28 protein-coding genes are annotated in these 20263 nt (G+C 49.3%); 1 reads left to right on the forward strand and 27 read right to left on the reverse strand.

Features of this window, described 5'->3' with window-relative positions; genetic code table 11:
• Window positions 1-107 precede the first annotated feature (107 nt).
• The 3 genes from ACFVSO_RS10720 to ACFVSO_RS10730 all read right to left on the reverse strand — a co-directional run bounded on the left by ACFVSO_RS10720 (window position 108) and on the right by ACFVSO_RS10730 (window position 3002).
• Entirely contained in the window at window positions 108-992 is an 885-nt protein-coding gene (locus tag ACFVSO_RS10720; RefSeq protein WP_387473062.1) for a prenyltransferase/squalene oxidase repeat-containing protein, read from the reverse strand.
• 32 nt (window positions 993-1024) lie between these two features.
• Window positions 1025-1957 carry a helix-turn-helix transcriptional regulator gene (locus ACFVSO_RS10725; RefSeq protein WP_387473064.1) on the reverse strand — a complete coding sequence of 311 codons (933 nt, stop codon included), beginning with the start codon at window positions 1955-1957 and terminating at the stop codon, window positions 1025-1027.
• A gap of 76 nt (window positions 1958-2033) precedes the next feature.
• Window positions 2034-3002 (reverse strand): NAD(P)H-quinone oxidoreductase, encoded by a 969-nt coding sequence (locus tag ACFVSO_RS10730; RefSeq protein ID WP_387473066.1) that lies wholly within the window; start codon window positions 3000-3002, stop codon window positions 2034-2036.
• An 83-nt stretch (window positions 3003-3085) separates the two neighbouring features.
• Here ACFVSO_RS10730 and ACFVSO_RS10735 point away from each other — a divergent pair, with 83 nt between their 5' ends.
• Window positions 3086-3274 carry a hypothetical protein gene (locus ACFVSO_RS10735; RefSeq protein ID WP_387473068.1) on the forward strand — a complete coding sequence of 63 codons (189 nt, stop codon included), beginning with the start codon at window positions 3086-3088 and terminating at the stop codon, window positions 3272-3274.
• 57 nt (window positions 3275-3331) lie between these two features.
• Here the strand turns inward: ACFVSO_RS10735 and ACFVSO_RS10740 are convergent, their stop codons facing one another.
• The 24 genes from ACFVSO_RS10740 to ACFVSO_RS10855 form a co-directional block, all read right to left on the reverse strand.
• Window positions 3332-4054: a YebC/PmpR family DNA-binding transcriptional regulator gene (locus tag ACFVSO_RS10740; protein WP_387473070.1), complete on the reverse strand. Its 723-nt coding sequence runs from the start codon at window positions 4052-4054 to the stop codon at window positions 3332-3334.
• A gap of 158 nt (window positions 4055-4212) precedes the next feature.
• Complete coding sequence (locus ACFVSO_RS10745) at window positions 4213-4863, reverse strand: carboxylesterase family protein (protein ID WP_387473072.1); 651 nt, start codon at window positions 4861-4863, stop codon at window positions 4213-4215.
• A complete protein-coding gene (locus tag ACFVSO_RS10750; protein ID WP_387473074.1) occupies window positions 4860-5504 on the reverse strand; it encodes an HAD family hydrolase in 645 nt (214 codons plus the stop codon). The genes ACFVSO_RS10745 and ACFVSO_RS10750 overlap by 4 nt, the downstream gene beginning before the upstream one ends.
• A 25-nt stretch (window positions 5505-5529) precedes the next feature.
• Window positions 5530-6126, reverse strand: coding sequence for a class I SAM-dependent methyltransferase (locus ACFVSO_RS10755; protein ID WP_387473076.1), 597 nt, complete (start codon window positions 6124-6126; stop codon window positions 5530-5532).
• A 153-nt stretch (window positions 6127-6279) separates the two neighbouring features.
• Window positions 6280-6816: a hypothetical protein gene (locus ACFVSO_RS10760; protein WP_387473078.1), complete on the reverse strand. Its 537-nt coding sequence runs from the start codon at window positions 6814-6816 to the stop codon at window positions 6280-6282.
• On the reverse strand, window positions 6791-7285 hold the full coding sequence (locus ACFVSO_RS10765; protein WP_387473080.1) for a GNAT family N-acetyltransferase: 495 nt from the start codon (window positions 7283-7285) through the stop codon (window positions 6791-6793). Before ACFVSO_RS10765 ends, ACFVSO_RS10760 begins: the two co-directional genes overlap by 26 nt.
• 14 nt (window positions 7286-7299) lie before the next feature.
• Window positions 7300-8139 (reverse strand): FG-GAP repeat protein, encoded by an 840-nt coding sequence (locus ACFVSO_RS10770; protein WP_387473082.1) that lies wholly within the window; start codon window positions 8137-8139, stop codon window positions 7300-7302.
• Window positions 8140-8453: 314 nt separating this feature from the next.
• Window positions 8454-9152 carry a class I SAM-dependent methyltransferase gene (locus ACFVSO_RS10775; RefSeq protein WP_387473084.1) on the reverse strand — a complete coding sequence of 233 codons (699 nt, stop codon included), beginning with the start codon at window positions 9150-9152 and terminating at the stop codon, window positions 8454-8456.
• Between the two features lie 35 nt (window positions 9153-9187).
• A complete protein-coding gene (locus ACFVSO_RS10780) occupies window positions 9188-9589 on the reverse strand; it encodes a GNAT family N-acetyltransferase (RefSeq protein WP_387473086.1) in 402 nt (133 codons plus the stop codon).
• Window positions 9590-9613: 24 nt separating this feature from the next.
• Complete coding sequence (locus ACFVSO_RS10785) at window positions 9614-9913, reverse strand: antibiotic biosynthesis monooxygenase family protein (RefSeq protein ID WP_387473088.1); 300 nt, start codon at window positions 9911-9913, stop codon at window positions 9614-9616.
• A gap of 43 nt (window positions 9914-9956) precedes the next feature.
• Window positions 9957-10607 (reverse strand): AAA family ATPase, encoded by a 651-nt coding sequence (locus ACFVSO_RS10790; RefSeq protein ID WP_387473090.1) that lies wholly within the window; start codon window positions 10605-10607, stop codon window positions 9957-9959.
• The gene (locus ACFVSO_RS10795; protein WP_387473092.1) at window positions 10576-11079 is read right to left on the reverse strand and encodes a GNAT family N-acetyltransferase; all 504 of its coding nucleotides are present in this window, start codon (window positions 11077-11079) and stop codon (window positions 10576-10578) included. The genes ACFVSO_RS10790 and ACFVSO_RS10795 overlap by 32 nt, the downstream gene beginning before the upstream one ends.
• Window positions 11080-11085: 6 nt before the next feature.
• Entirely contained in the window at window positions 11086-11802 is a 717-nt protein-coding gene (locus ACFVSO_RS10800; RefSeq protein WP_387473094.1) for a metallophosphoesterase family protein, read from the reverse strand.
• Window positions 11799-12287 (reverse strand): GNAT family N-acetyltransferase, encoded by a 489-nt coding sequence (locus tag ACFVSO_RS10805; protein WP_387473096.1) that lies wholly within the window; start codon window positions 12285-12287, stop codon window positions 11799-11801. Before ACFVSO_RS10805 ends, ACFVSO_RS10800 begins: the two co-directional genes overlap by 4 nt.
• A 34-nt stretch (window positions 12288-12321) precedes the next feature.
• Window positions 12322-12489: a hypothetical protein gene (locus tag ACFVSO_RS10810; protein WP_387473098.1), complete on the reverse strand. Its 168-nt coding sequence runs from the start codon at window positions 12487-12489 to the stop codon at window positions 12322-12324.
• A gap of 19 nt (window positions 12490-12508) precedes the next feature.
• On the reverse strand, window positions 12509-13330 hold the full coding sequence (locus ACFVSO_RS10815; protein ID WP_387473100.1) for a VanW family protein: 822 nt from the start codon (window positions 13328-13330) through the stop codon (window positions 12509-12511).
• Window positions 13331-13456: 126 nt separating this feature from the next.
• Entirely contained in the window at window positions 13457-15238 is a 1782-nt protein-coding gene (locus tag ACFVSO_RS10820; protein ID WP_387473102.1) for a cellulose binding domain-containing protein, read from the reverse strand.
• 106 nt (window positions 15239-15344) lie between these two features.
• Window positions 15345-15530, reverse strand: coding sequence for a DUF4177 domain-containing protein (locus ACFVSO_RS10825; RefSeq protein WP_387473104.1), 186 nt, complete (start codon window positions 15528-15530; stop codon window positions 15345-15347).
• A 20-nt stretch (window positions 15531-15550) separates the two neighbouring features.
• Window positions 15551-15937 carry a VOC family protein gene (locus tag ACFVSO_RS10830; RefSeq protein ID WP_387473106.1) on the reverse strand — a complete coding sequence of 129 codons (387 nt, stop codon included), beginning with the start codon at window positions 15935-15937 and terminating at the stop codon, window positions 15551-15553.
• Between the two features lie 50 nt (window positions 15938-15987).
• On the reverse strand, window positions 15988-16437 hold the full coding sequence (locus ACFVSO_RS10835) for a GNAT family N-acetyltransferase (RefSeq protein WP_387473108.1): 450 nt from the start codon (window positions 16435-16437) through the stop codon (window positions 15988-15990).
• A 50-nt stretch (window positions 16438-16487) separates the two neighbouring features.
• Window positions 16488-17369 carry a PhzF family phenazine biosynthesis protein gene (locus tag ACFVSO_RS10840; protein ID WP_387473110.1) on the reverse strand — a complete coding sequence of 294 codons (882 nt, stop codon included), beginning with the start codon at window positions 17367-17369 and terminating at the stop codon, window positions 16488-16490.
• 460 nt (window positions 17370-17829) lie between these two features.
• Window positions 17830-19113 (reverse strand): Cof-type HAD-IIB family hydrolase, encoded by a 1284-nt coding sequence (locus ACFVSO_RS10845; RefSeq protein WP_387473112.1) that lies wholly within the window; start codon window positions 19111-19113, stop codon window positions 17830-17832.
• A gap of 3 nt (window positions 19114-19116) precedes the next feature.
• Complete coding sequence (gene pyrE / locus ACFVSO_RS10850; protein ID WP_387473114.1) at window positions 19117-19647, reverse strand: orotate phosphoribosyltransferase; 531 nt, start codon at window positions 19645-19647, stop codon at window positions 19117-19119.
• Between the two features lie 59 nt (window positions 19648-19706).
• Window positions 19707-20231 carry a YfiT family bacillithiol transferase gene (locus ACFVSO_RS10855; RefSeq protein WP_387473116.1) on the reverse strand — a complete coding sequence of 175 codons (525 nt, stop codon included), beginning with the start codon at window positions 20229-20231 and terminating at the stop codon, window positions 19707-19709.
• Window positions 20232-20263 lie beyond the last annotated feature (32 nt).

Genomic DNA, 20263 nt, shown 5'->3' on the forward strand with positions numbered 1-20263 from the left:
GCCCATGAATAAACGCGATGAAAGTTTGCAGAATTTCGAGCTTATTGTAATGGCTGACTATTACCGGAAACAAGGATTAACGTTATCTTATGATCCTTTAAGCAAGGTTAAAGCTTGCCGAATGAACGTAGTGTCTTCAGCCTATCTACAGTAAGAGATCCGCGCCATTCCAGCTCGCCTAACGGACTTGCCGCCGGGAAGCTGATCGGCCAACCGCCGTCTTCCGACTGCTGCTTAATCAGAGCATCCAGATGCTCATTCAATTCGGCCTGCGACACGAATTTAGCCGCATAGCTATCGGGGGCTGCCACCCAGTCCAGCACCTTCTGCACATAACCTTCCGCATAAGGATTGCGTTCTATGACGCCGTCCTTGGCCAGCCATGTGTCCAGCTTCTCCTTGGCAAACGAGGTTTGTGGTGTAACCGGCGCATGCTCCAGGAAAGACACCCATTGCACGCCTTCATGATATTCACCCGGTTCAGGCTTCTCCATGGCTTGCCAGACAAAGCGAAGGTTTCGCTGAACCCAATCCTCCTGCTCCCATTCCGCCCAGCGCGGATGCTTCATTAGTAAGCCCAGAATATGTCCTGTCGGATTAAGGTTCGGCACATCGTCTCTCTCCGTTATCCACCATGGCGCATGAGGATATGCCATGAGGCTGCGGAAGGCAAGCGGGAAGCCGCCCTCTGGCAATGTAATATTTTTGAGATAGCGAATCATTCCTTCCATTAGCTCTGTATCATAAGCCTCCAGCTCATCGATGATGATGAGCGCGTGCTCGGTCGGAACAGGCTGGCTCTGCGGGCAACGAATATCAGGCTCCAGCGCATGCCCGAATCCGCCATCTTCATTCTGATAGGCCGCCAGTGCTTCCAGCACGCTCGCTTTGCTTCCTCCCTCGAACCCATAAGCGAATCGCTGCCGATCCAGTAATCGCGCATTGCGGTATATGAACTCTCTCGCCTTTTCGAACAGCTGTAATTGTGTCATCGCAATCTACCTCCCTTTGGTCTAAAAGGATTTCAAGATTTGGCATACCGATCGGCCAGCTTGCAGCCCAGCTCATACAATTCGCGCCGCAGCTCATCCGGTTTCAGTACCGTGGCATCCATCCCCATACCATAAAAGAACTTTACCGCCCATTCCCGTTCGCTTGCCGGACACTGGAAGCGAAGCTCCCACTCATCGTCATCGATCTGCTTAACGTAATGACCGACATGTGTATCCTGTTCGGCGAGAAGCGCTCCGCGATAAGTAAGCTTGGCGTGGATGGCAATTGGCGCCATAGCAGGCTTGCTGCTGTCACTGATTGACTCGGAAACCCCAGATTCAGGCGGTGCCGCTTGCTTCAGCTCCAGGAATCGATCCACCCGAAAGCTTCTCTGCTCTCCATGCTCATGAGAATAGGCTTCGCAATACCAGAAGCCGTGGGCCATATACACACGTTTCGGCTGCATATGAAGCCATCGCTGATGCTTCTCCGAGCGGTAATGCGCGAGAATCCATGCAGATTCTGCGGCATACGCCAACAAGCGGTCCAGCAGCGGTGTCCGCTGCGGCCTAGCCGGAATCTCGATCTCCAGCCGATTCAGCACCGGCTCGACCTGCTCCAGCATGCTTGGCGGAAGTATGGAGCGGATCTTGTCCATGACAGTCCAGCGAGCCTGATGGAACGGCGTATCGGATAGCCGCGTTACGGCATTCAGCGCGAACAGAATAACAAGCGCCTCCTCCGAGCTGAAATGCAGCGGCGGCAGTGAATAGCCCTCCATCAACCGATAACCGCCAGCAGGGCCGGACACCGCATAGAGCGGGATGCCAATCTCGGCGAGCGCCTGCATATCGCGCAGAATGGTGCGTTTGGACACCTCCAGCTTATCGGCCAGCGACTGTGCGGTTGCCGGCTGCTGCTGCAAGGCGATAAGAATGGCCATTAGCCTGTCCGATCGTTTCAACCTTGAATTCCTCCTATGTTCCATCAGTATACCGGATGATTGGTGACAGGTTGGGTGTCATCAATTCTGTAACTGATTACGATACCGTCAAAATAATTTTACCGGTATTGCGATTGCTCTCCATGTAGGCATGAGCTTCCTCCGCCTGGTTCCAATCCCATTCCGAATCAATGACGGGAAAGATGGCTCCGCTCATCAGATGCGGCATGAATCGCTCCGCAAACTCGGCAGTCAGAGCTTCCTTGCGGTCGGGCGACAATGTCCTGAGCGAGGTTCCAATCAGTTGCAAGCGTCGCGCGATCAACTGTGACAGGTTCAACTCCTTCGCCTTGGCGCCGCCTAACAAGCCAATCAGGATAAGCTTGCCGTCGAGGGCAAGCGCAGACAAATTCTGTTCCCAATAAGACGCGCCGACAAAGTCCATAATGACATCTACGCCTCTACCGGCTGTATAATCCAGCACCTTCGGCAGAAACGGCCCCTCTTTATAATCGATAGCTCCATCTGCTCCAAGCTTCAAGCAGGCATCCAGCTTCTCAGCAGAGCCCGCTGTCGCGATCACATAGCATCCAGCCGACTTCGCCAGCTGGATAGCTGCCGTCCCCACTCCGCTCGCACCCGCATGTACCAGCACGGACTGTCCAGCCTGAAGGCCGCCTAACCGGAACAAGTTCAGGTACGCGGTCAGGAATACTTCCGGGATGCCCGCTGCCTGAGCATAAGAAAGACCTTGCGGAATCGGCATCGCCATGCCGGCAGGAATGCGTACGCGCTCCGCGTAGCCCCCGCCCGGCAGCAAAGCCATGACTCGATCGCCAGGTTGCCATGAGCCTGACCCTTCCAGTACGGTACCCGCCATCTCCAATCCCAGAATCGGGGACGCGCCTGGCGGCGGCGGATAGAGCCCTCGCTTCTGCAGCAAATCGGCTCGATTGAGCGCAGTAGCCTTTACCTCGATCAACAGCTCGCCGTAAGCTGGATCAGGCTCTGCCGCTTCCCCAACGATCAGGCGGTTCGATTCCGAATCTTGCATAATCGCTCTCATAATGGATACCTCCAGCGCTTTTTTTAATGGAAAAGTTGCCGATAGAGTATGTAGTTTAATCTATTGTACAAGGAGAGACGCTTTTGAACCGACTGCAATCCTTGATGATCTTGCTTGCTCTAAGCTTAATCGTAACGTTATTTCCCCAGAAAAGCGATGCCGCCACGCAAAATGCTCTGTTGCATTATAGCGAGGAAAACCGTTGGACGTACGATCAGCGGGATTACATGAATCAATCCGAGTCCGAAGCCGAAACCTTGGAACAACTCTAATGATATGCCAACAAAGCCGCGACAAACGTCGCGGCTTTGTTGATGGGAGGGGATTAATTAGTCTTCCAGCTCCACGTTATGATAGACCTGCTGTACATCCTCCAGATCCTCCAGCGCATCGATCAGCTTCTCGAATTGCGCCTGGCTTTCGGCGGACGGCAATGCTACATAGTTCTGCGCCAGCATCGTTAATTCAGCAATGTCGAACTCTGTGATGCCTGCTTGCTTGAATGCTTCCTGTACCGCATGGAATTGATCCGGCTCCGCATAGACGATTACCGACTCGTCTTCCTCCACGATATCGCGAACATCAACATCGGACTCCAACATCAGCTCCATCACTTCGTCCAGCGACTTGCCCGATATGCCGATAACAGCAGTAGCATCGAACATATACGCCACAGAACCGCTCACGCCCATGCTTCCCCCGGCCTTATTGAAGGCCGAGCGCACTTCTGGCGCTGTACGATTCACATTATTGGTCAACGTGTCCACGATAACCATCGAGCCGTTCGGACCGAAGCCTTCATATCGCAGCTCTTGATAGTTATCGTCTCCGGCACCTTTGGCCTTATCGATCGCACGGTCGATAATGGCTTTTGGCACGTTGTATGTTTTGGCCCGCTCAAGTACCACTTTAAGCGCGCGGTTGGACTCAGGGTCCGGCTCGCCTTTTTTGGCGGCTACAAAAATTTCAACGCCGAACTTGGCGTATATCCGGCTTGTATTCGCGTCTTTGGACGCTTTCTTCTCCTTAATATTGTTCCATTTACGACCCATGCTGCTCCCACTTTCTTCTTTATGGATTCTTCATCATTATAACCGATTTTAGGCAGATGTGGACAGGCTATCGCGCAAACGGGCTGGAACCTGCTTGAAATCAGTTTCTGGTTGCTTTTGCGCTCGTGGGAGTTGCACGGTTTGAGTTAATAAAGTCGTTAAGCTTTGAGCTTATGGGACAGCATCCACTCTACCCATTCATCCTGATCATAGGCATGATGCATAATTCGATGTCCCTCGCCGGGAATGGGGGTAAATCGGATTTGCGGATTCAAGTCACGCAATGCCTCAAACATCTCGTGTGATCTCTCGAACGGCACAACATCATCAGCATCACCATGGAATGCCCAAATCGGAATAGCCTTCAGCAATTCCGCCTGGTCAGGATTGAACCAGCCCGATAAAGGCGATACAGCTGCGAAAAGACCAGGCTTGTGCGCCGCATAGTACCAAGCGCCATGGCCGCCCATGCTAAATCCCGTCAAGTAGATGCGCCTCTTGTCTATGCTGTAACGATCAAAAATGTCATCCAACAGCAGTATGATACTCTCGAATTCATCCGTCCAAGACGAATCACCCGGACATTGAGGGGTCAATAAGAGAAAGGGCTGGTCATTATCCTGCTGCAATCTGGTGTTCAACCCATAATCCCGAAGAAGCCCGAAGTCGTCACCACGTCGATTGGAACCATGCAGGAAGAGAATAAGCGGCCAAGCTGGCGCACCATCCTGCTCATAAGCATCAGGCAATGCAAGCATGTAATTGATGCTTTTCGAAGGCAGCGCAAATTTTTCTTCCACAATGATCATTCTGAATGCTCCCTTCCACGATTCATAATCAAAGTTAATAGCTCGCTAGGAGAGCTGAGTCGATGCTTCGCATCAATGGCGTCGGAATCGCTGCAGCCCCATAAGGCAAGCGCAAAGTCGACTCCAGCATCACGCGCGCACTGGGCGTCGTAAATCGTATCGCCGATATAGACGGATGATGCAGGGTCTGCTCCGGATAGCTCAAGGAACTTAAGCAACGGATCAGGATGAGGCTTATGTCTGGCTGTATCGTCCGCGCACACCACATAATGCAGCTTGTCCATTAGCCCATGCGGCACGAAGTCCGCTTGAAGCTCATCCGTTGTTTTTGATGTGACGACACCTGTAGTTACACCCTCATTATTTAATGCCATTAATGTGTGATTAATGCCGTTAAATATCGTGATCGTATGGGCAAAATCAACCATATATTCGTTCCATCGCTCATTCGCGCGATCAATATCCTCAATTCCTAGCTGCGGAAGCGCGTCTGCGCCCGGTATGCCAAGCACAAACGATAATTGCTCCGCTTCCAGATGTTGTCCATAATCAAGCTTAAGCATCTTCTGAAGCGAACCAAGCACCGCCTTCTCGGTATCGATCAGCGTACCGTCTACATCGAATATAAATGTCTGATACATGCCCTCTCTCCTTTTAAGCTGCAATCTATAAGAACGACTTTCTGACTACCAAGGTTAAACAATCCGATGCCAGCATGACTGACTCATCGCCCCTGGAAATTTCGAATTCTAACGGTTTGACGAGATGTTTCATCGTCTCCCATCCTTGGTATGTATGTTGAAGCAGCTCATTCATCGCTTCTGTCGACATATTAATCTCGAACATCGGATCAAGTGCTTCATTCGTACGGATAGCCGTTTCCTGTATGTTGGTGCCAATAATGATGCAATGAATACCGCCTGGCTTGGTGCCTAGCGCCATCTCAGCAAGCTTGCGCTTCAATTCATCCTCTGAGCCCAGATGCTCTAGTGTAGATACTGCAATGATCGCATCGAAGCTGTCTGCTTCTATCTGGTAGCTTTCAATATCAGACTGAACAACTTCTATGTAGGGGCATACCTGATGCTCAAGGCTATAGCTCCTCAACCCTTCAATGGCTGAGTTTAGCAAATCCACAGCGACCACCGTTCCGTGGAACGGCTTCAGGTAAGCAGCGATTGGAATCGTATTGCGGCCTACACCGCTCCCTAGATCAAGTACCCGCATGCCATCAGTTTGAATCAGCTCCGGCAGCACTTCCATAACCGTCTGAACCGGCTTATGCAGCCATGAACCGGGCTCGAATAATTTGTGCTGCTCATAGCATTGATCGTGATACCGTTTTTCCTCTGCACGGATACGACCAATTCGGTCCGATTGCTCATGACTGGAATGGCGAAGTATAGCAATCCCCTCCTACTTGAATGGCTTCTCTAATAGATTCCCTGCCATCTCATTTGCTTCTTCAATCGTCGCTGCACCGTTAACAAAATAACTATGATCTACAGGATAACGTTCACTATAGTGTTTAAGTTGCAGCCAGATTTGATTAAAGTCGCTTGAAAGATATATGGAGCCGAGGCCTGTCACATGACTTTCTTTTATTTCAGTTAGTACTGCAAAATAGTAGTGTCTATCTTTCTTAAGCTGGATGTCATACGTCTGATCTCCTGCTGTCAATATTCCTTTTAAGCTGTCACTCCCGAAGAGAAATCGTGAGAGCTCGCCTTTGAAGGAGACGGTGTCTTGAGCCGTAAAGTTGTTATCATTGTCATAAACAATGCCCTGATAGTTTTGTTCAATAGTGATCGGTCGATGAAATGAATACAGAAGATAGGAAGCAACTGCAGCAATCAGCATAATGACGGTTAGAAAAACGTATTTCTTCATAGTAGCTATGTTCACACCTTTACTCGGATGTGCAGACTTACCCATCCTGCGTCTGATTGGCAAGCACAACAGACTCCTCCATCTGCCTTTCCGGCACGTTCCAATATAAGCGAAGCAGCCGCTCTTTCTCCTGTGTGGATACAACTCTGAATCCATGCTTCTCATAAAAACCGATCGCCCAGCTTGCATCCGACCATGTGCCAATAAGAATGGGTTTGTTGGTGCGGGTTATCAAATGATGAAGCAGCTTGCCGCCTATGCCGCCATTGCGGGCAATAGACCGGACATAAGCGTGACGAATAAGACTGACATCCCCTTTGTCTTGCAACCCCATTACACCAATCAGCTCGCCGCTTGCATCTGTGTACCCCCAGAACTGGACCCCGTCATTCCATTCCTGCTCCAACTCCGTTAAGGACATGTAAGGCTCGTGATACCGGTCATCCGGAATAACGCCCTTATAAGCCATTGCCGCATCATTAATAATAGCGCGAACCTTCGTCCATTCATGAGCTTCGCATAACCGAATCATGGCGTTCTCCCTTTCTATTTCATAAGAGTTTCTAGAAGCTTGAACTGATTATTCTCCTTCTCCCAGATATAGCGGTTGGTGAACGTCTTCCCTTCGGAATTGTCATAGTAATCAAGTTCAAAGCCATGATCGCCCCAGGTTTGCAATTCAATAGTGTTGCGGCTTCCGCCGCTGGCAAACAGCTCTTGGCGCCCTGCGATTACTAATCTTTCTATGGAATAGTCCTCTCTTATCGTATAAAGCTGATAGAAATTACCGTTGCTTGTCCCATATTGACCAAGGGCAAAATCCAAGTCGCCATCTCCATTATAGTCTGCGAATGACAGCTCGAAAAACTGATTTACCTGTTGAAAGAAGGAACTGTCGATATCGAATTGTTGCACGATTTGATTAGCGGCATCACGAATAATGAATTGAAAGCTCCCATTCCAATTTCGACCCATTAAAGGACCCGGATTCCAATCTTCAAAATAACGGCCCTCCACCATCGATACATCCAAGTAGATGTCTTCTCCCACATAAGAAAGGAGTGGATTAAGCGAAACTGTCATTGGTCCCTGAATCTGGATAGCAGCTGGATTAGTGTCTACTTCGTGATTCGTGAAGCCGTTATTCGAACGCTCAGGCTCCTTGGCTGTAGGAGCGGATTCTGATTGATTAGGCGACTGGCATGCTGTAAGGACCAATATTACAAAGAACAGCATACGTATTGCTCTCAGTTGGCGCACCACACTTCCACCGCCTCTCAATGTTCGACTGTAATGCCCCTGTTTTCGGCCCAGGCGCCAAGCTCGCTTTATATTACCGGGAAGCGCGCTTTGTCGCACTGAAAGTGTAGGGATCTGTTCAACCACCCGGCATCATTCCGATAGACAAAGAAAGACACTGGCGAATAAAAGCATATTTTTTGAATGTGTTCGGCATGAATCTTCGTATCGCCAAAGCTTAAACTATCATTTTCCCATTGCAGATGATAGTTTCTTTTCATATCTCTTATGCTTTTCAATAGAAAAGGCAGGCTAAACAAGATAAGAACCGCATAAGGTACGGGATTTATCTTATAAAAGGCATTAACGATTGCATAGGCAGAAGTTATAAGTAAAACTCCGCTGAATACATACCAATATCTGCCTTGCGCTAATCGTACCTGGTGTTCCATCCGCTAGCCTCACTTCCTGCTTAATAGATACATGCCTCTGCCGATCAATCCTTTTTCGTCGTACTCCACATGTAAGCCTTCACGGATGAAAAGCTCCGTCAGTTCTTCTCTTGAGAATAAGCCCAGCTCAAGCTGTTCCTGTACATGTTGAATACCGCTGCTGCGACCTATCAAATAATCAAATTGTAGAATAGAAGTTGAACCATTCGTACTTGAATGAGACATTCGGCTAATCTTGCAATCATCCGATTCATATTGAAGGACTGTCACATAACCGGGCTGCCAATCTTCTGGTGTAAACCATGGTTCAATCAGGATAATTCCATCCGGCTCCAGATGCTCCTTGAAGCTGTGCACCGCTTGCTCTACACCTCTCAGCGTTCTCGCAAATCCGATTGAACTGAACAGACAAGTAATGACATCATAAGTTTGATGGAGTTGAAAGCTCATCATATCACCGACGGTAAACCGTGATTTCGGATTTCTTTTTCTCGCCGCCTCAACATGAGACTCATTCAAATCAATCCCATCCACTGCGTAGCTGGCTTGCAGGAAGCTTGCGTGCTTTCCCGTTCCGCACGCAATATCCAGAACCGATCTGGCTTCCGGTCGCTTGCTTTCAATCAAGCTTTTAATTGCAGCTGCTTCCTGTTCATAGTTTTTGAAGCTGTATATCGCATCGTAGAGATCGGACTGCGCTTCTGACATCGTCCTACTTCCTTTCTTGTCGGTAAATAAAGTACCTAGCGCTGACGCCGAATGACAAATGCTTTATCCAAGCGTTCCATGCCAATCCGTTCATAGAATCCGACTGCCGTTGGCGCTGATGTAAGGATGTATTGAACTTCTTCGTTGCCCAGCTTTTCCTGCAGCTTCTTCATCAGACTTTCGCCGATTCGCTGCCCGTGATAATCCCGATCTACAGCCAAATCCGAGATGTAGCAGCAATACGCATAATCCGTAATAGCCCGCAATACGCCAACCAGCTTGCCGTCCGCTCTAGCCGTCAGCAATTCATCGGCTTGGGCAAGCATGCGTCCGAGTCGCTCCAGATCATGTGTCGGCCTGCGGATACCCGACTGCAGGAATACCTCAGCCAGCTCCTCCGGGGTAATGGTATCATCTTCGTGGTATGTTATTGTCATAAGTCATCCCTGCTTTCTAGTTCGTTACCGATCTAGTTGAACCAGCTCATAATGCTCGACTGTCGGGAATGGATCATAGTAATGATGCAGCAATGCTTTCCACTCTTGATAGGGCTGCGACTCCCGGAAGCCGACCGTATGATCCTCAAGCGTCTCCCAATGGACAAGCAGGATATACTGATGGTCATTCTCCATACAGGATTGAAGCTCATGCTTGATATAACCTTTCATGCTGGCTATAATGCGTGACGCTTCCTTGAAGCTTGCTTCGAACTCGCGGGTGAGACCCTGCTTAATATTCAATATGGCTACTTCCAGAATCATCGTTGTTTTCTCTCCTCTTAGTCACCTTAATCCAGGATCAGGTTCAAAACCATCTGATATGTTTGAGCTGAGTCGACCATCTGTCCTTCCACTTCTGAAGCTTGCTTCTGCGATCAGGCTGAAGCTGAATCCCGGCAATAGTCGCAATTTCCTCTACAACCTCATCCATGCTCATACGATCTGTATCGATTTGTTGGAGGAAAGTCTCCTGTTGAAGTCCCTGTACACAACGGTCAATTTGCTGCGCCGCCCAGGAGCTCGCTCCCTCTCTTCTCTTCTTTAACCGAGCCAACAGTACGTCTCTCGAAGCGCATAAGGCCACATGCACAACCTCAATCCCATCCGCTCTCAAGCGTCCTACAAGCTCCTCGAAGTAGCGTGTATCTACAATAGTCATTGGGACAATAATGGGACCTTCATATTCTTCATGGAGCATCTTCAATATGGCATAATTACATTCGCGCCATGCGGGGAAGTCCTGGAAATCCCCGCGTGCAACAGAAGACGGCATATGCTTCCGAAGGAAGTATCCCATATTCTCCGGGTCGTACAAATACGAATCCGGCAGCCTTCTGCATAGCTCATGTGCGGCTTGCGTCTTACCCGCGCCGAAAGCGCCGTTAATCCAGATCAGCTTAGCCGAGCGACAGGATTCATTACGGCTATAAGTCATAAGCCATCCATTGTTCGTCATACCGTTTCCCATCCACAATGAGAGCATTTCGCTCCAAGCCATAGCCTTGGAAACCAAGTGACTTGTACAATTGCGTAGCCCCTGTATTCGTTGTGACAACTGTCAACTGGATTTGCTCAAGCCCCTCCATTCGGCGTGCTTGCTTGATGACCTCTTCAATTAATCCTTTGCCTACTCCATGCTTCCGATAATCTGACTTGACGTACACGCCCCATATCATTCCTTTATGCCTTGTCTTGCGTGCGGTCTGTCTCAAAAATCCCGCTATCCCAACCAGTTGGCCATCGGCGTAAGCCCCCAGTACAAATTGGCTGGCAGTTGCCTGGACTTTCGCCCGCACAGCCTCCGGTGATGTCTCTAGCGCTTCCTCATAGGAGCTGCCGAAAGCCTCAGGACTAGTTCGCAGCGCCTCCAAGCGGAGTTCCCACCATACCGGTGCCTCTTCTACCGTAACCGGACGTATGTGCAGCATATGCATTCACTCCTTTGCTTTCTTGTTCTCTACGCAAGCTGTTTCATAGACTCCATCTTTATACAGAAGCGCATTAAGCTGTAGACCGATCGAGCAGCCACCGTCGATGCCAATTTTATCCCCTGCGAACCATACATCGGGCTTTGCATGAAGCTTTGTCGTGATGGTATGGCCGAAGATGACGGTTTTGTCTACTGTGGTAGGATGAAGATAGAATTCATCTTTGATATACATAAAGTCATGATCCGATTGCAACGTCCAATGGGAGGTTCCTGGCCGCAGCCCGGCATGAACATAGATATGGCGGTCATCTTCCAGATAAAGAGGCAAGCCCGCCAAGAAGTCCAGATGGCTTGAATATTGCTCCTCCATGATTCGCCGCGCTTCCTCCCTGCTGCGCTCTGTTACTTCGGAGAAACCTGTATAGCTTTGCAAGGTAGGCGGGCCACCATGCTCTGCGAATTTGTGAAGTACGACTGGATTGTCTCCCCGGATAAAATCGACAAGCCGCTGATCATGGTTGCCGCGCAGCGCAATGACGCCATGTCGATTCACAAGACTCATCACTGCTTCGACAACTTCGCGGCTTTGCGGGCCCTTATCGACGTAGTCACCAAGCAGAATAAGCTGATCCTGCTCCGGAACATAACGCACCTTCTCAAGCAGTCTCTCCAAAGGCTCCAGGCATCCATGAATATCGCTGATCATAATCGTCCTGCTCATAGCTGCGCCACCATCGTAATCGAAGTGCCCACTACGCCGATCTCTTTGAATCCGTAACGATTATACAGCCGGACTGCGGCTTCATTCGACGGGTCTACGCTTAGAGAGAGCTTGTCATATCCATCCGTCCGAAGCTGGTCGATCAGTCCTTCCATAAGCAGCTTGCCCAGCCCATTTCCCCGGTGCTTCTTCACAATGGCCATTCCCATTTCCGGAACATCGTCGCCGGCATAACCGAACCCTTTGTTCGTCTCGGTGAACAGTCGAGCGGTAATAGAACCTACCGCGGCGCCACTCTCAACTCTTGCAATAAATCCGACATCCCCGCTCCTTCCCCAGCCCTCTACATATTTGGCCATGAAAGGCTCTTGCAAGATTGAACGATCGAACGGCTTTTGACCTGCTGGCACAAAAAGCGACGCGAATAACATATCCCTTAGAAACGGCGTATCTTCTGGTGTTGCTTTGTGTAATGTATAGTTCAAATTGTCTTCACTCTCCACATCTTTTTCTATTAATCTACCGCCTCTGCTTTGGCAGCTGGAATCGTTTGACCGTCATAGGACGGCATAGATTCAGGCTCTGGATGGATCGCTCGCGATACTGGTCCATCAGCCGACGAAAAATTCTGGCAATTCGGAAGCTGTCAGCAGAGAGACGGACAGTCCCAACCACTTTGAGCTTCATTCACCCACCCCTATCTTAATTAGCCGCTGTTCCGTCCTTTTCCTGGTGCTTCAAGCAGCGGTTCATACATCATTAACGCTTTGTTTTCGGCAACCAACTCGTCCGCAACACATTCACGGCTTAGATTCATTACCCGTCGATAAATTTGATTATGCCTGGTATAACCGCCCCAATACTCCTGTGACATACGATGCTCTCGTTCATAAACTTCATAGTGATAGAGTGGCAGTTCATTGCATCTCCACTCCCCTGCCAGATGCTCGTCGGTCAGGTTAAGAAACAATTGATAGGGCGTATCTGTCGCATTATAGATTTGCAGATCCAAATAATTGTAAGCGCAAGTCGCACCGCTTCCGAAGGGCTGCGTACGGTTCGAATCCGGGAAGACATCGTAGCTGTGGCGATGACGCTCTATCACGGTAAGAGGCGTATGGAGCGTGATCCAATAGAGCAAGTTCGATAATTGGCACAACCCCCCGCCGACGCCGCTCTTGAAGCTGCCATAGTGTAGAATCATACCTTCTACGTAACCCTTTCTTCTGGTTGGCTTGCCAATCAGCTTCCAATAGGAGAAGGTCTCTCCGGGACTCAGGATAATGCCGTTCAACCTTTGCAAAGCAATCTTTAAATTTTTGATTTTATTATACTGCATGGTCATATCCACATCTTTAAGTCGTCGAAGCAGCGGTGTCTGATGTGAGCTGATGCGATGAGGCAAGGACATTGTACTGATTGTTCTTGCGTACTTCTTGCCGCTGAATCGCCAGGCCAGATGTCTTCTGAACCGATAATACGCCGTACCCGCCATAATTCTTGCTTTTGATCGCTTGATGGGTTTCATCTCACATCTCCTTGCTTCTAACTTCACCCAATGATTGGAAATGATTGTAGCGAAAAAAGCCGAAAGGTGTCAAGCACTATTCGAATTCATAGCGGACACCTTCGACTATTCGCATCTATCTATACGCTATGGCTCAATGCCCCACACCAGTATGCCGTTGCGGTACAGCGTTATTTTGTCATGATCAGCAAATGAAGCTAAGGATGGCGCGTAGGAGTAATCATTGGCTTCGTTGAAGTTAGACCAATTGCTGTTATTTATTCTCACTTTCATAACCCCTGTATCGCCCGATGCCGCCACACTGCCTGCAGCGGCCGAGAATCCGAGCTCCAGATAAGCGTCGGCCGTAGCTTTCGGGGAGCCCATGGTATAGAAGCTTCCTGTTAGATTGGTCTTGCCGACGACGGCGTAGTCAATCGTAAGATTTTGGGCTACGGCAGCTTCCCGCTTGAAGTAATAGCGAACGGTTAACTCGCTAAGCGGAATAACTGTCGTACCGGTATTCACAATTTTCAAAAATGGCTTAATCGCATTATTGCCCGCTGACCCGTCTCCATCCTCATATTGAATTTTAAGAGAAGATGTCCCGCCCCCGCCTGAAGACAGAGTTGTCGCGCTGACGGAGGGGCTGCTTGCCGATACATTATTGAATGCATCATACGCTCTAACTGTATACGTATAAGCCGTAGATGAGCTTAGCCCTGTATCGGTATAGGACGCCGTATTCGTCGTCGCGAATTGAATTCCGTTGCGATAGATGCGATAACCGGCTACACCTACGTTGTCTGAGGATGCGCTCCAAGTTAACGCAATCGCGCTGCTTGACAGTGCTGTTGCGGTTAATCCGCCGGGCACGGTCGGCGCTTGCCGATCCCAAGCTACAGGAGGATGGCCTGCAAAAAACTGGTTGTTCGTGTACGTATTTCCATCGCTCGTGTCACCCAAGCTTTGATTCGACGTCTCGCTCGCAGGACACCACGGACTGCTGCTTGTGCGATTCACTTCTGCAATATCGGCTGTTATCCCTGTGTTGTTCTGGCGATAACCGATATTGTTGCGAATCGTCACATTGATACCCTTAACATCGATGAAACTATCGGCAAAGTTAAAGCCTACACCAGCTATTCCCGCCCCTAGAAAAAGATTATCTTCGATTAACGTATGGGAAGTACCTTCCTTAATATCGAGTGGTTCGGCCGCAACGGCAGGCCCAATCACATTGTTCCGCACAATCGTATGCAGCACAGCGCGATCATAACCTTGCCCGATTCCGACACTGCTGCCCGGCAATCCTTCGTTGACGTTCCATACCGAGCGATCCGAACCAATATAGATGCCTTCAGCGAAGCCTTTGTCCGTAGCATTGCCTGTCGCGCCAGTCTCATCGACAACACTATTCTCAATTATGGCATATGAACTGCCGTCTCGGATGTGAATGCCTTCCTGTCCCACATGCCGCACGGTTACACCGTTCAAGTGCACATGATTGGCGTTATCGAGCACAATCCCCTTCTGGCCATGCATAACCGTAATATTGTTGACGTTCCAATAGTCACCGGTTAAGTATAACGTGTAACCCGGTGAGGAGATGGCGCCGCCTTTTAGAATAGCCGGATTGGCTGGATTGGCGCTTTGAAGCGTAATCGGCGCGGCAGCGGTGCCGCTTGCTCCTGAATAATAATAAGCCGGTCTAATGCCTACAGTGCTGGCCGTTGTGAGTTCATAGGTTCCGGGTGCGACTAGAATGATATCGCCCGGAACAGCTTGCTGCAAGGCGGTCTGTATCTCCGCGACAGTGTCAACCTGTACGACCGCTGCGGCCTCTGCCTCAGGTGTACCAATCGTAATGGTACCTAAGACTAGTACAAACGCTAATAACCCTATCATGATTCGATGCAGGACTTTCAATGACTTTCCCTCCTCATAGAATGGAATGCATGCATGACGTCGCCGTCACTTTCCATCATATTCAGGTATGGGAAGGCCAAGAATTATTGTTGCTGCTGCCCGTCCTTCAGTCCTGGCGCGGTCTCTCAAACACAATCTCATATCCGCTTGGCTTACCGTGTCCATTGTAGTCAGTCGGCAATACTTGCACCAGCCTCCACCCTTGAGCAGCGTATTCCATAATCGTCTCGCGATGGGTTGCCTCTGTGAAGAAGCCGCCTAGATGAGTCTCAACAAAGCAATATTCGTACATATCCCCGCCTCCTGTCTGGTTTAATCCGTCTTACAATCACAAATCATAATCAGGTTGCCGTCCGGGTCCATGAACGTAAATTCAGATAAATCCGGATACACTTGTATGGAACTTACGCTCTTAGCTCCAATCTCCTTCACATGCTGAAAGGCGGCGTCAATATCTCCTGTACGGAGGTTAAATAAAGGATGCGTAGATGGCGTAAAGTCATAGTCTTGATCGAAGCAATGATTGTCTAGCGTTATTCCTGGGCGTCCCTCTCCCATGGGGAAGGTAAAGATCGGTCCGATATAGTCCTTCGGAAGCACCTCGATCCCTAGCAGCTTGGCATACCATTGAATCGATTCATTCAAATTGCGTACATGAACAAAGATTGTGTCGACACAGTTCATAATCGGGCTTGCCATGAATAGATCCCCCTTCTATATATATGGTATTGCATGACTCTCAAATGAAATTACAGCTTCATCACATAACCTGTCTTCACATCGCTGCGATAACCGGCAGCTTGATAGAATCGATGTACGGAATCGTCAGCGCGGCTCGTTAGAAGCATGATTTTGTAGCAGCCGCTCTCCTCAGCCATCCTCTTGGCCTCATCAAGGGCCATTCGCCCCAGCCCTCTTCTTCTGTAGCGGTTATGCGTTACGACATTTTCAATCAGGGCATAGGGCCTGGCGCCCCGCGTCAAATTTTTTAGAATATGTACTACGCATGAAGCCACAAGCAGCCCATCTTGCTCGACAACAATGATATTCAGCGTATCGTCTCGCATGATCGCTTCCCAATGCAGCCTCAGCTCTTCACTATCTTCCAGAAAAGGATCTTGCTCAATCAACTGTCTATAGAGCACCAGAAGAGCATCCCGCTCATGATGCCGTATGAGTCTTACTTCTGTTTGTGTCATTCCGTTCTCCCTTCAGCCTCTAGCGTATCCAACGGATTCAACTTCCCAGTCTATGGGGCTATCACTAATTCTTTCACAAAGACGGCATTCCCTGAGACGTAGACATTCATGCCTCGAGCGGTTCGCTTCACATCCACCTGAACCCTGCCATCCCGCTGCACTTCATGGCCTTGTTCGATCAGACAAGATAACTGATCCATTTCGGACTGAATATAAGTCAAATAATAGGCCCCCATTACTCCCGACGCCGTCCCTGTAACGGGATCTTCAATCGTACCGGAATAAGGCGAGGAAAAATGTCTGGCATGCATCATCGCTTCAGGATGAGTGGTATCGAAGCCGAATGGATGAATCGAGGCATGCGGCATCTCGGTCAGCAATACGGAAAATTGGGAGGGCTCGGGAAGCATGCTGGCAAAAGCATGTAAGGTCCGAATCGGAATAAGGAGCGTCCAGGTGCCTGTGCTTCCGTATACAATGGGATATCGTGTATCCAAATCATTAAGCGACAAGCCAATAGCGTGCATAAGCCGCTCCTGATCGCCTCCGAAAGGTACAAACTGAGGTTCGCTTTGCTGCATCCGAATCGTCAGCAGATCGCTGGAGTCAAGCGTGAGCGCAACCGGCAATATTCCCGCCTTTGTCTCTATCGTGATTTCAGGCACCGAATTCAGATACCCTCTGGTTCGAAGCCCATATATAGCTGCCATCGTGGCATGCCCGCATAAATTGATCTCATGACCGGGCGTAAAATATCGAAGTCGTACCGTTGCCACAGAGGAGGATTGCACAAATACGGTTTCGTTAAAGCCGACTTGCCCTGCAATCTCCAGCATGGTTGCTTCATCCAAGTGATCGGCTTCAAAAACAACGCCTGCCGGATTTCCTTGATTCGGTACATGCGTGAACGCATCGTAATGGTAGACAATCATGTCGTACTTCCTCTCTAGTTAGTCGTTTGGTTAGCCATCCAGTCGCACAATTTCATAGGATTGTATGTCTCGCCCGCTAATAGTAGCCAAGATTGTCTCAGGCAGCCGGTCGAGATCAAGCCTGATTAGCAATCCTTCCTTTGGCTTATTCGAATGATCCATCGTACCTGTTATTGTCTTGAATAAAAAAGTGAAATTTCAGTGAATTCATGCTATAAGATTGAAGAAGCGCTTGAAGATCACTGTCTAGCCTACCAACCTAAGAGTACACATGCTTCTCCTCCTTCGGAGAAGGCTTGTCTACTAGTAAACCCCACCCACGGGCTTAACCATGAGTGGGGCTTGGGTAACGGTTTATACCGAATTAATATCATGTTTTGTTATTGATTTCCATTATACCATTCGTAAATCAAGCATCCTATATCGACGTTTCGACTTTTTTTGATACTAATCAACGATTTTATCGCGGAATGGCTGCTTCCTTCAGAAGTCTTTCCAATACGGCAGCTACTCCATCCTCATCATTTGTCCCCGTAATTTCTTTGGCCAATTGCTTTAGCTCGGGAACTGCATTACCCATCGCGACTGGCCATCCGCAGCATTCGAATAAACCCATATCGTTATAATCGTCCCCGAACACAACGACTTCCTCGAGCGATATCCCCAATTCCTTGCATATGGCCGCAACGCCCTGCTCCTTGGCGGCATCAAGGGAAGAAATTTGAATAAGACCACCGCCGTCCGTAACAACGAAGTGAAGCTGCGAGGCGTATTTCTCTTTTAAGCGATCGATATAGAACGGCCCCGATATTAATACTTTTGTCGCAGCATACTTACGCATCTGCTCTAGCGGAATGATTGCCGGAGGTTGATTCACGCCTACATGTGATGATGCGTCAAATGGCTTTAGACTCATCCACTCGTCCAGCACTTCGATACTGAGCTCAATATCTGGATTCTCTTCGATACAAGCATTCAACAAATCGGACGTCATGGCAGCTGGAATAGGTCTATGAAGTTCAAGTCCTGTATGGGCGCATTGAATATAGGCTCCGTTGTAATAGACGAAGGAGCCTAACTGCTGCAGCTCGATCGGCAGGAACTGCTTTACCGTACGCGGAGGTCTTGCTGTCGCATAGATGACTTTGATTCCTAGAGAATGGCACATACTCACAGCTCTTGCATTACGTGCGCTTATTTGTTTGCTGGATTGCAGCAAGGTGCCGTCAAGATCCAATACGACTGCCGAGACTCTCATGGCGTCCATTTTCTTGCGAGGAATGGAAGTAACCGTATACGCATCACCTTTAAGCAGCTTTCCTATATAGAAGATTTGGCCCATATGCTCAGAGAAGTGAGTCGCGCACTGAAACAGCATGTCAAGATGGGTTCTCTCCTTCCCCCTTACAAGCTGAGTATGCTGCCACTGCTCGTCTGTCAACTGAGCGATTGTGTCCGTTATGATTCGGAAGGATCCGGCTGTCAGATCAATCAGTTCGATCTTGGACAGCTGCATCGGTTCGAATTCAGCATCTCTATCCCGCATTACAGCATGACCTTGTATGCCCGACACAATCCGCTCGTTCATGTTCCCTTTCATATGTACGATCAGGCTCCCGATGCTGTTACTGTAGTCATTGGGCCGCCAGCTCAGTTCTTCATCATCCAGTTGGTTGATGACAAGCAGAATTCGCCGTTCGATTTCATGGAATTTTTGGATCAGCAGATCACGTATAATGTCCAATCCCTAGCCCTCCCCGCGCCCGCTGAGCAATTGCTCCATGGTGAACAAGGCGTGGACGCGGACACCGATTTCCGCAAGCTTTCGCCTGCCGTCCGGATTGCGTTCAATGACACATAGGACATTCTCGACGATTGCACCGGCTTCGCGAAGCTCTTGTGTGCTGATCATGACTTGTCCGCCGGTTGTAATGACATCCTCCACCACGCAAACCCGCTTGCCCGCTATGCTTGCTCCCTCGGCTAGCTTGCAGGTTCCGTATTCCTTCGATTTCTTGCGGACAAAAGCTGCAGGAACGCCCGACTGAAGCGAAACTGCGGTTGCGACTGGAATACCGCCCATCTCAAGTCCTGCAAGCACTTCGGTACCGGCTGGAATGAGCGGTACTAATTGCTCTGCGATCGTACGCAGAAGGCCAGGATCAGCCTCGAATAGGTATTTGTCGAAATACTCGTTGGATACTTGCCCGGATCGCAATGTGAATGTGCCGTTCAGATGGGCCGTATCATAGATTTGGTTTGCCAGAGATCGTGTCATAGGAACCTCCCCATTAGATTTCTAATATCATACAATTATTAACAGAGATATGGGAATAACTATTTTCCATTGTTCTGAAGAATGGCTGATTCAATCTGCGCCAGGTGATGCCGATTATGCCATACGAACCGCTGAAGCGCGGTATCAAGCGAGATTCTGCCCAGCACCTCTGTCGTTAACGTCCTCTTGAAGTCGCTATTCTTCATTTGGGACAATATGATGATATATCGCTCGTGAACCAGCTCCAATAACCCAATCGCATGGGCTATAGGGATATGCTTATAATCGGCGAGTTCCGCCCAGAGATCTTCCCGGTATGAGGTTGCAGTCGGTGCATCCTCTGTTAAAGCACGCTTGAACCGGATATAGGCATTCATATCATTATCAGCCATATGATGAATGATCTGGCGTATGGACCACCCATCTGGTCGATAATTTTTCTCCCATTGAGTCTCGGTCAAAGAATCTGCGTATTGACGCAAGGATTGCGTTATCGAAGGCAATTCAGCAATTAATTGCATCCGATCATGAGATGACAGCACTTGCGGAAGAAACTTGCCGATTGGGAAGCGAATGGCATCCATATGTACAGGTACCTCTCCTCTATGTCAGGATC

The sequence above is a fragment of the Paenibacillus sp. NPDC057967 genome (assembly GCF_042887015.1).
In the GTDB taxonomy this organism is placed as follows: domain Bacteria; phylum Bacillota; class Bacilli; order Paenibacillales; family Paenibacillaceae; genus Pristimantibacillus.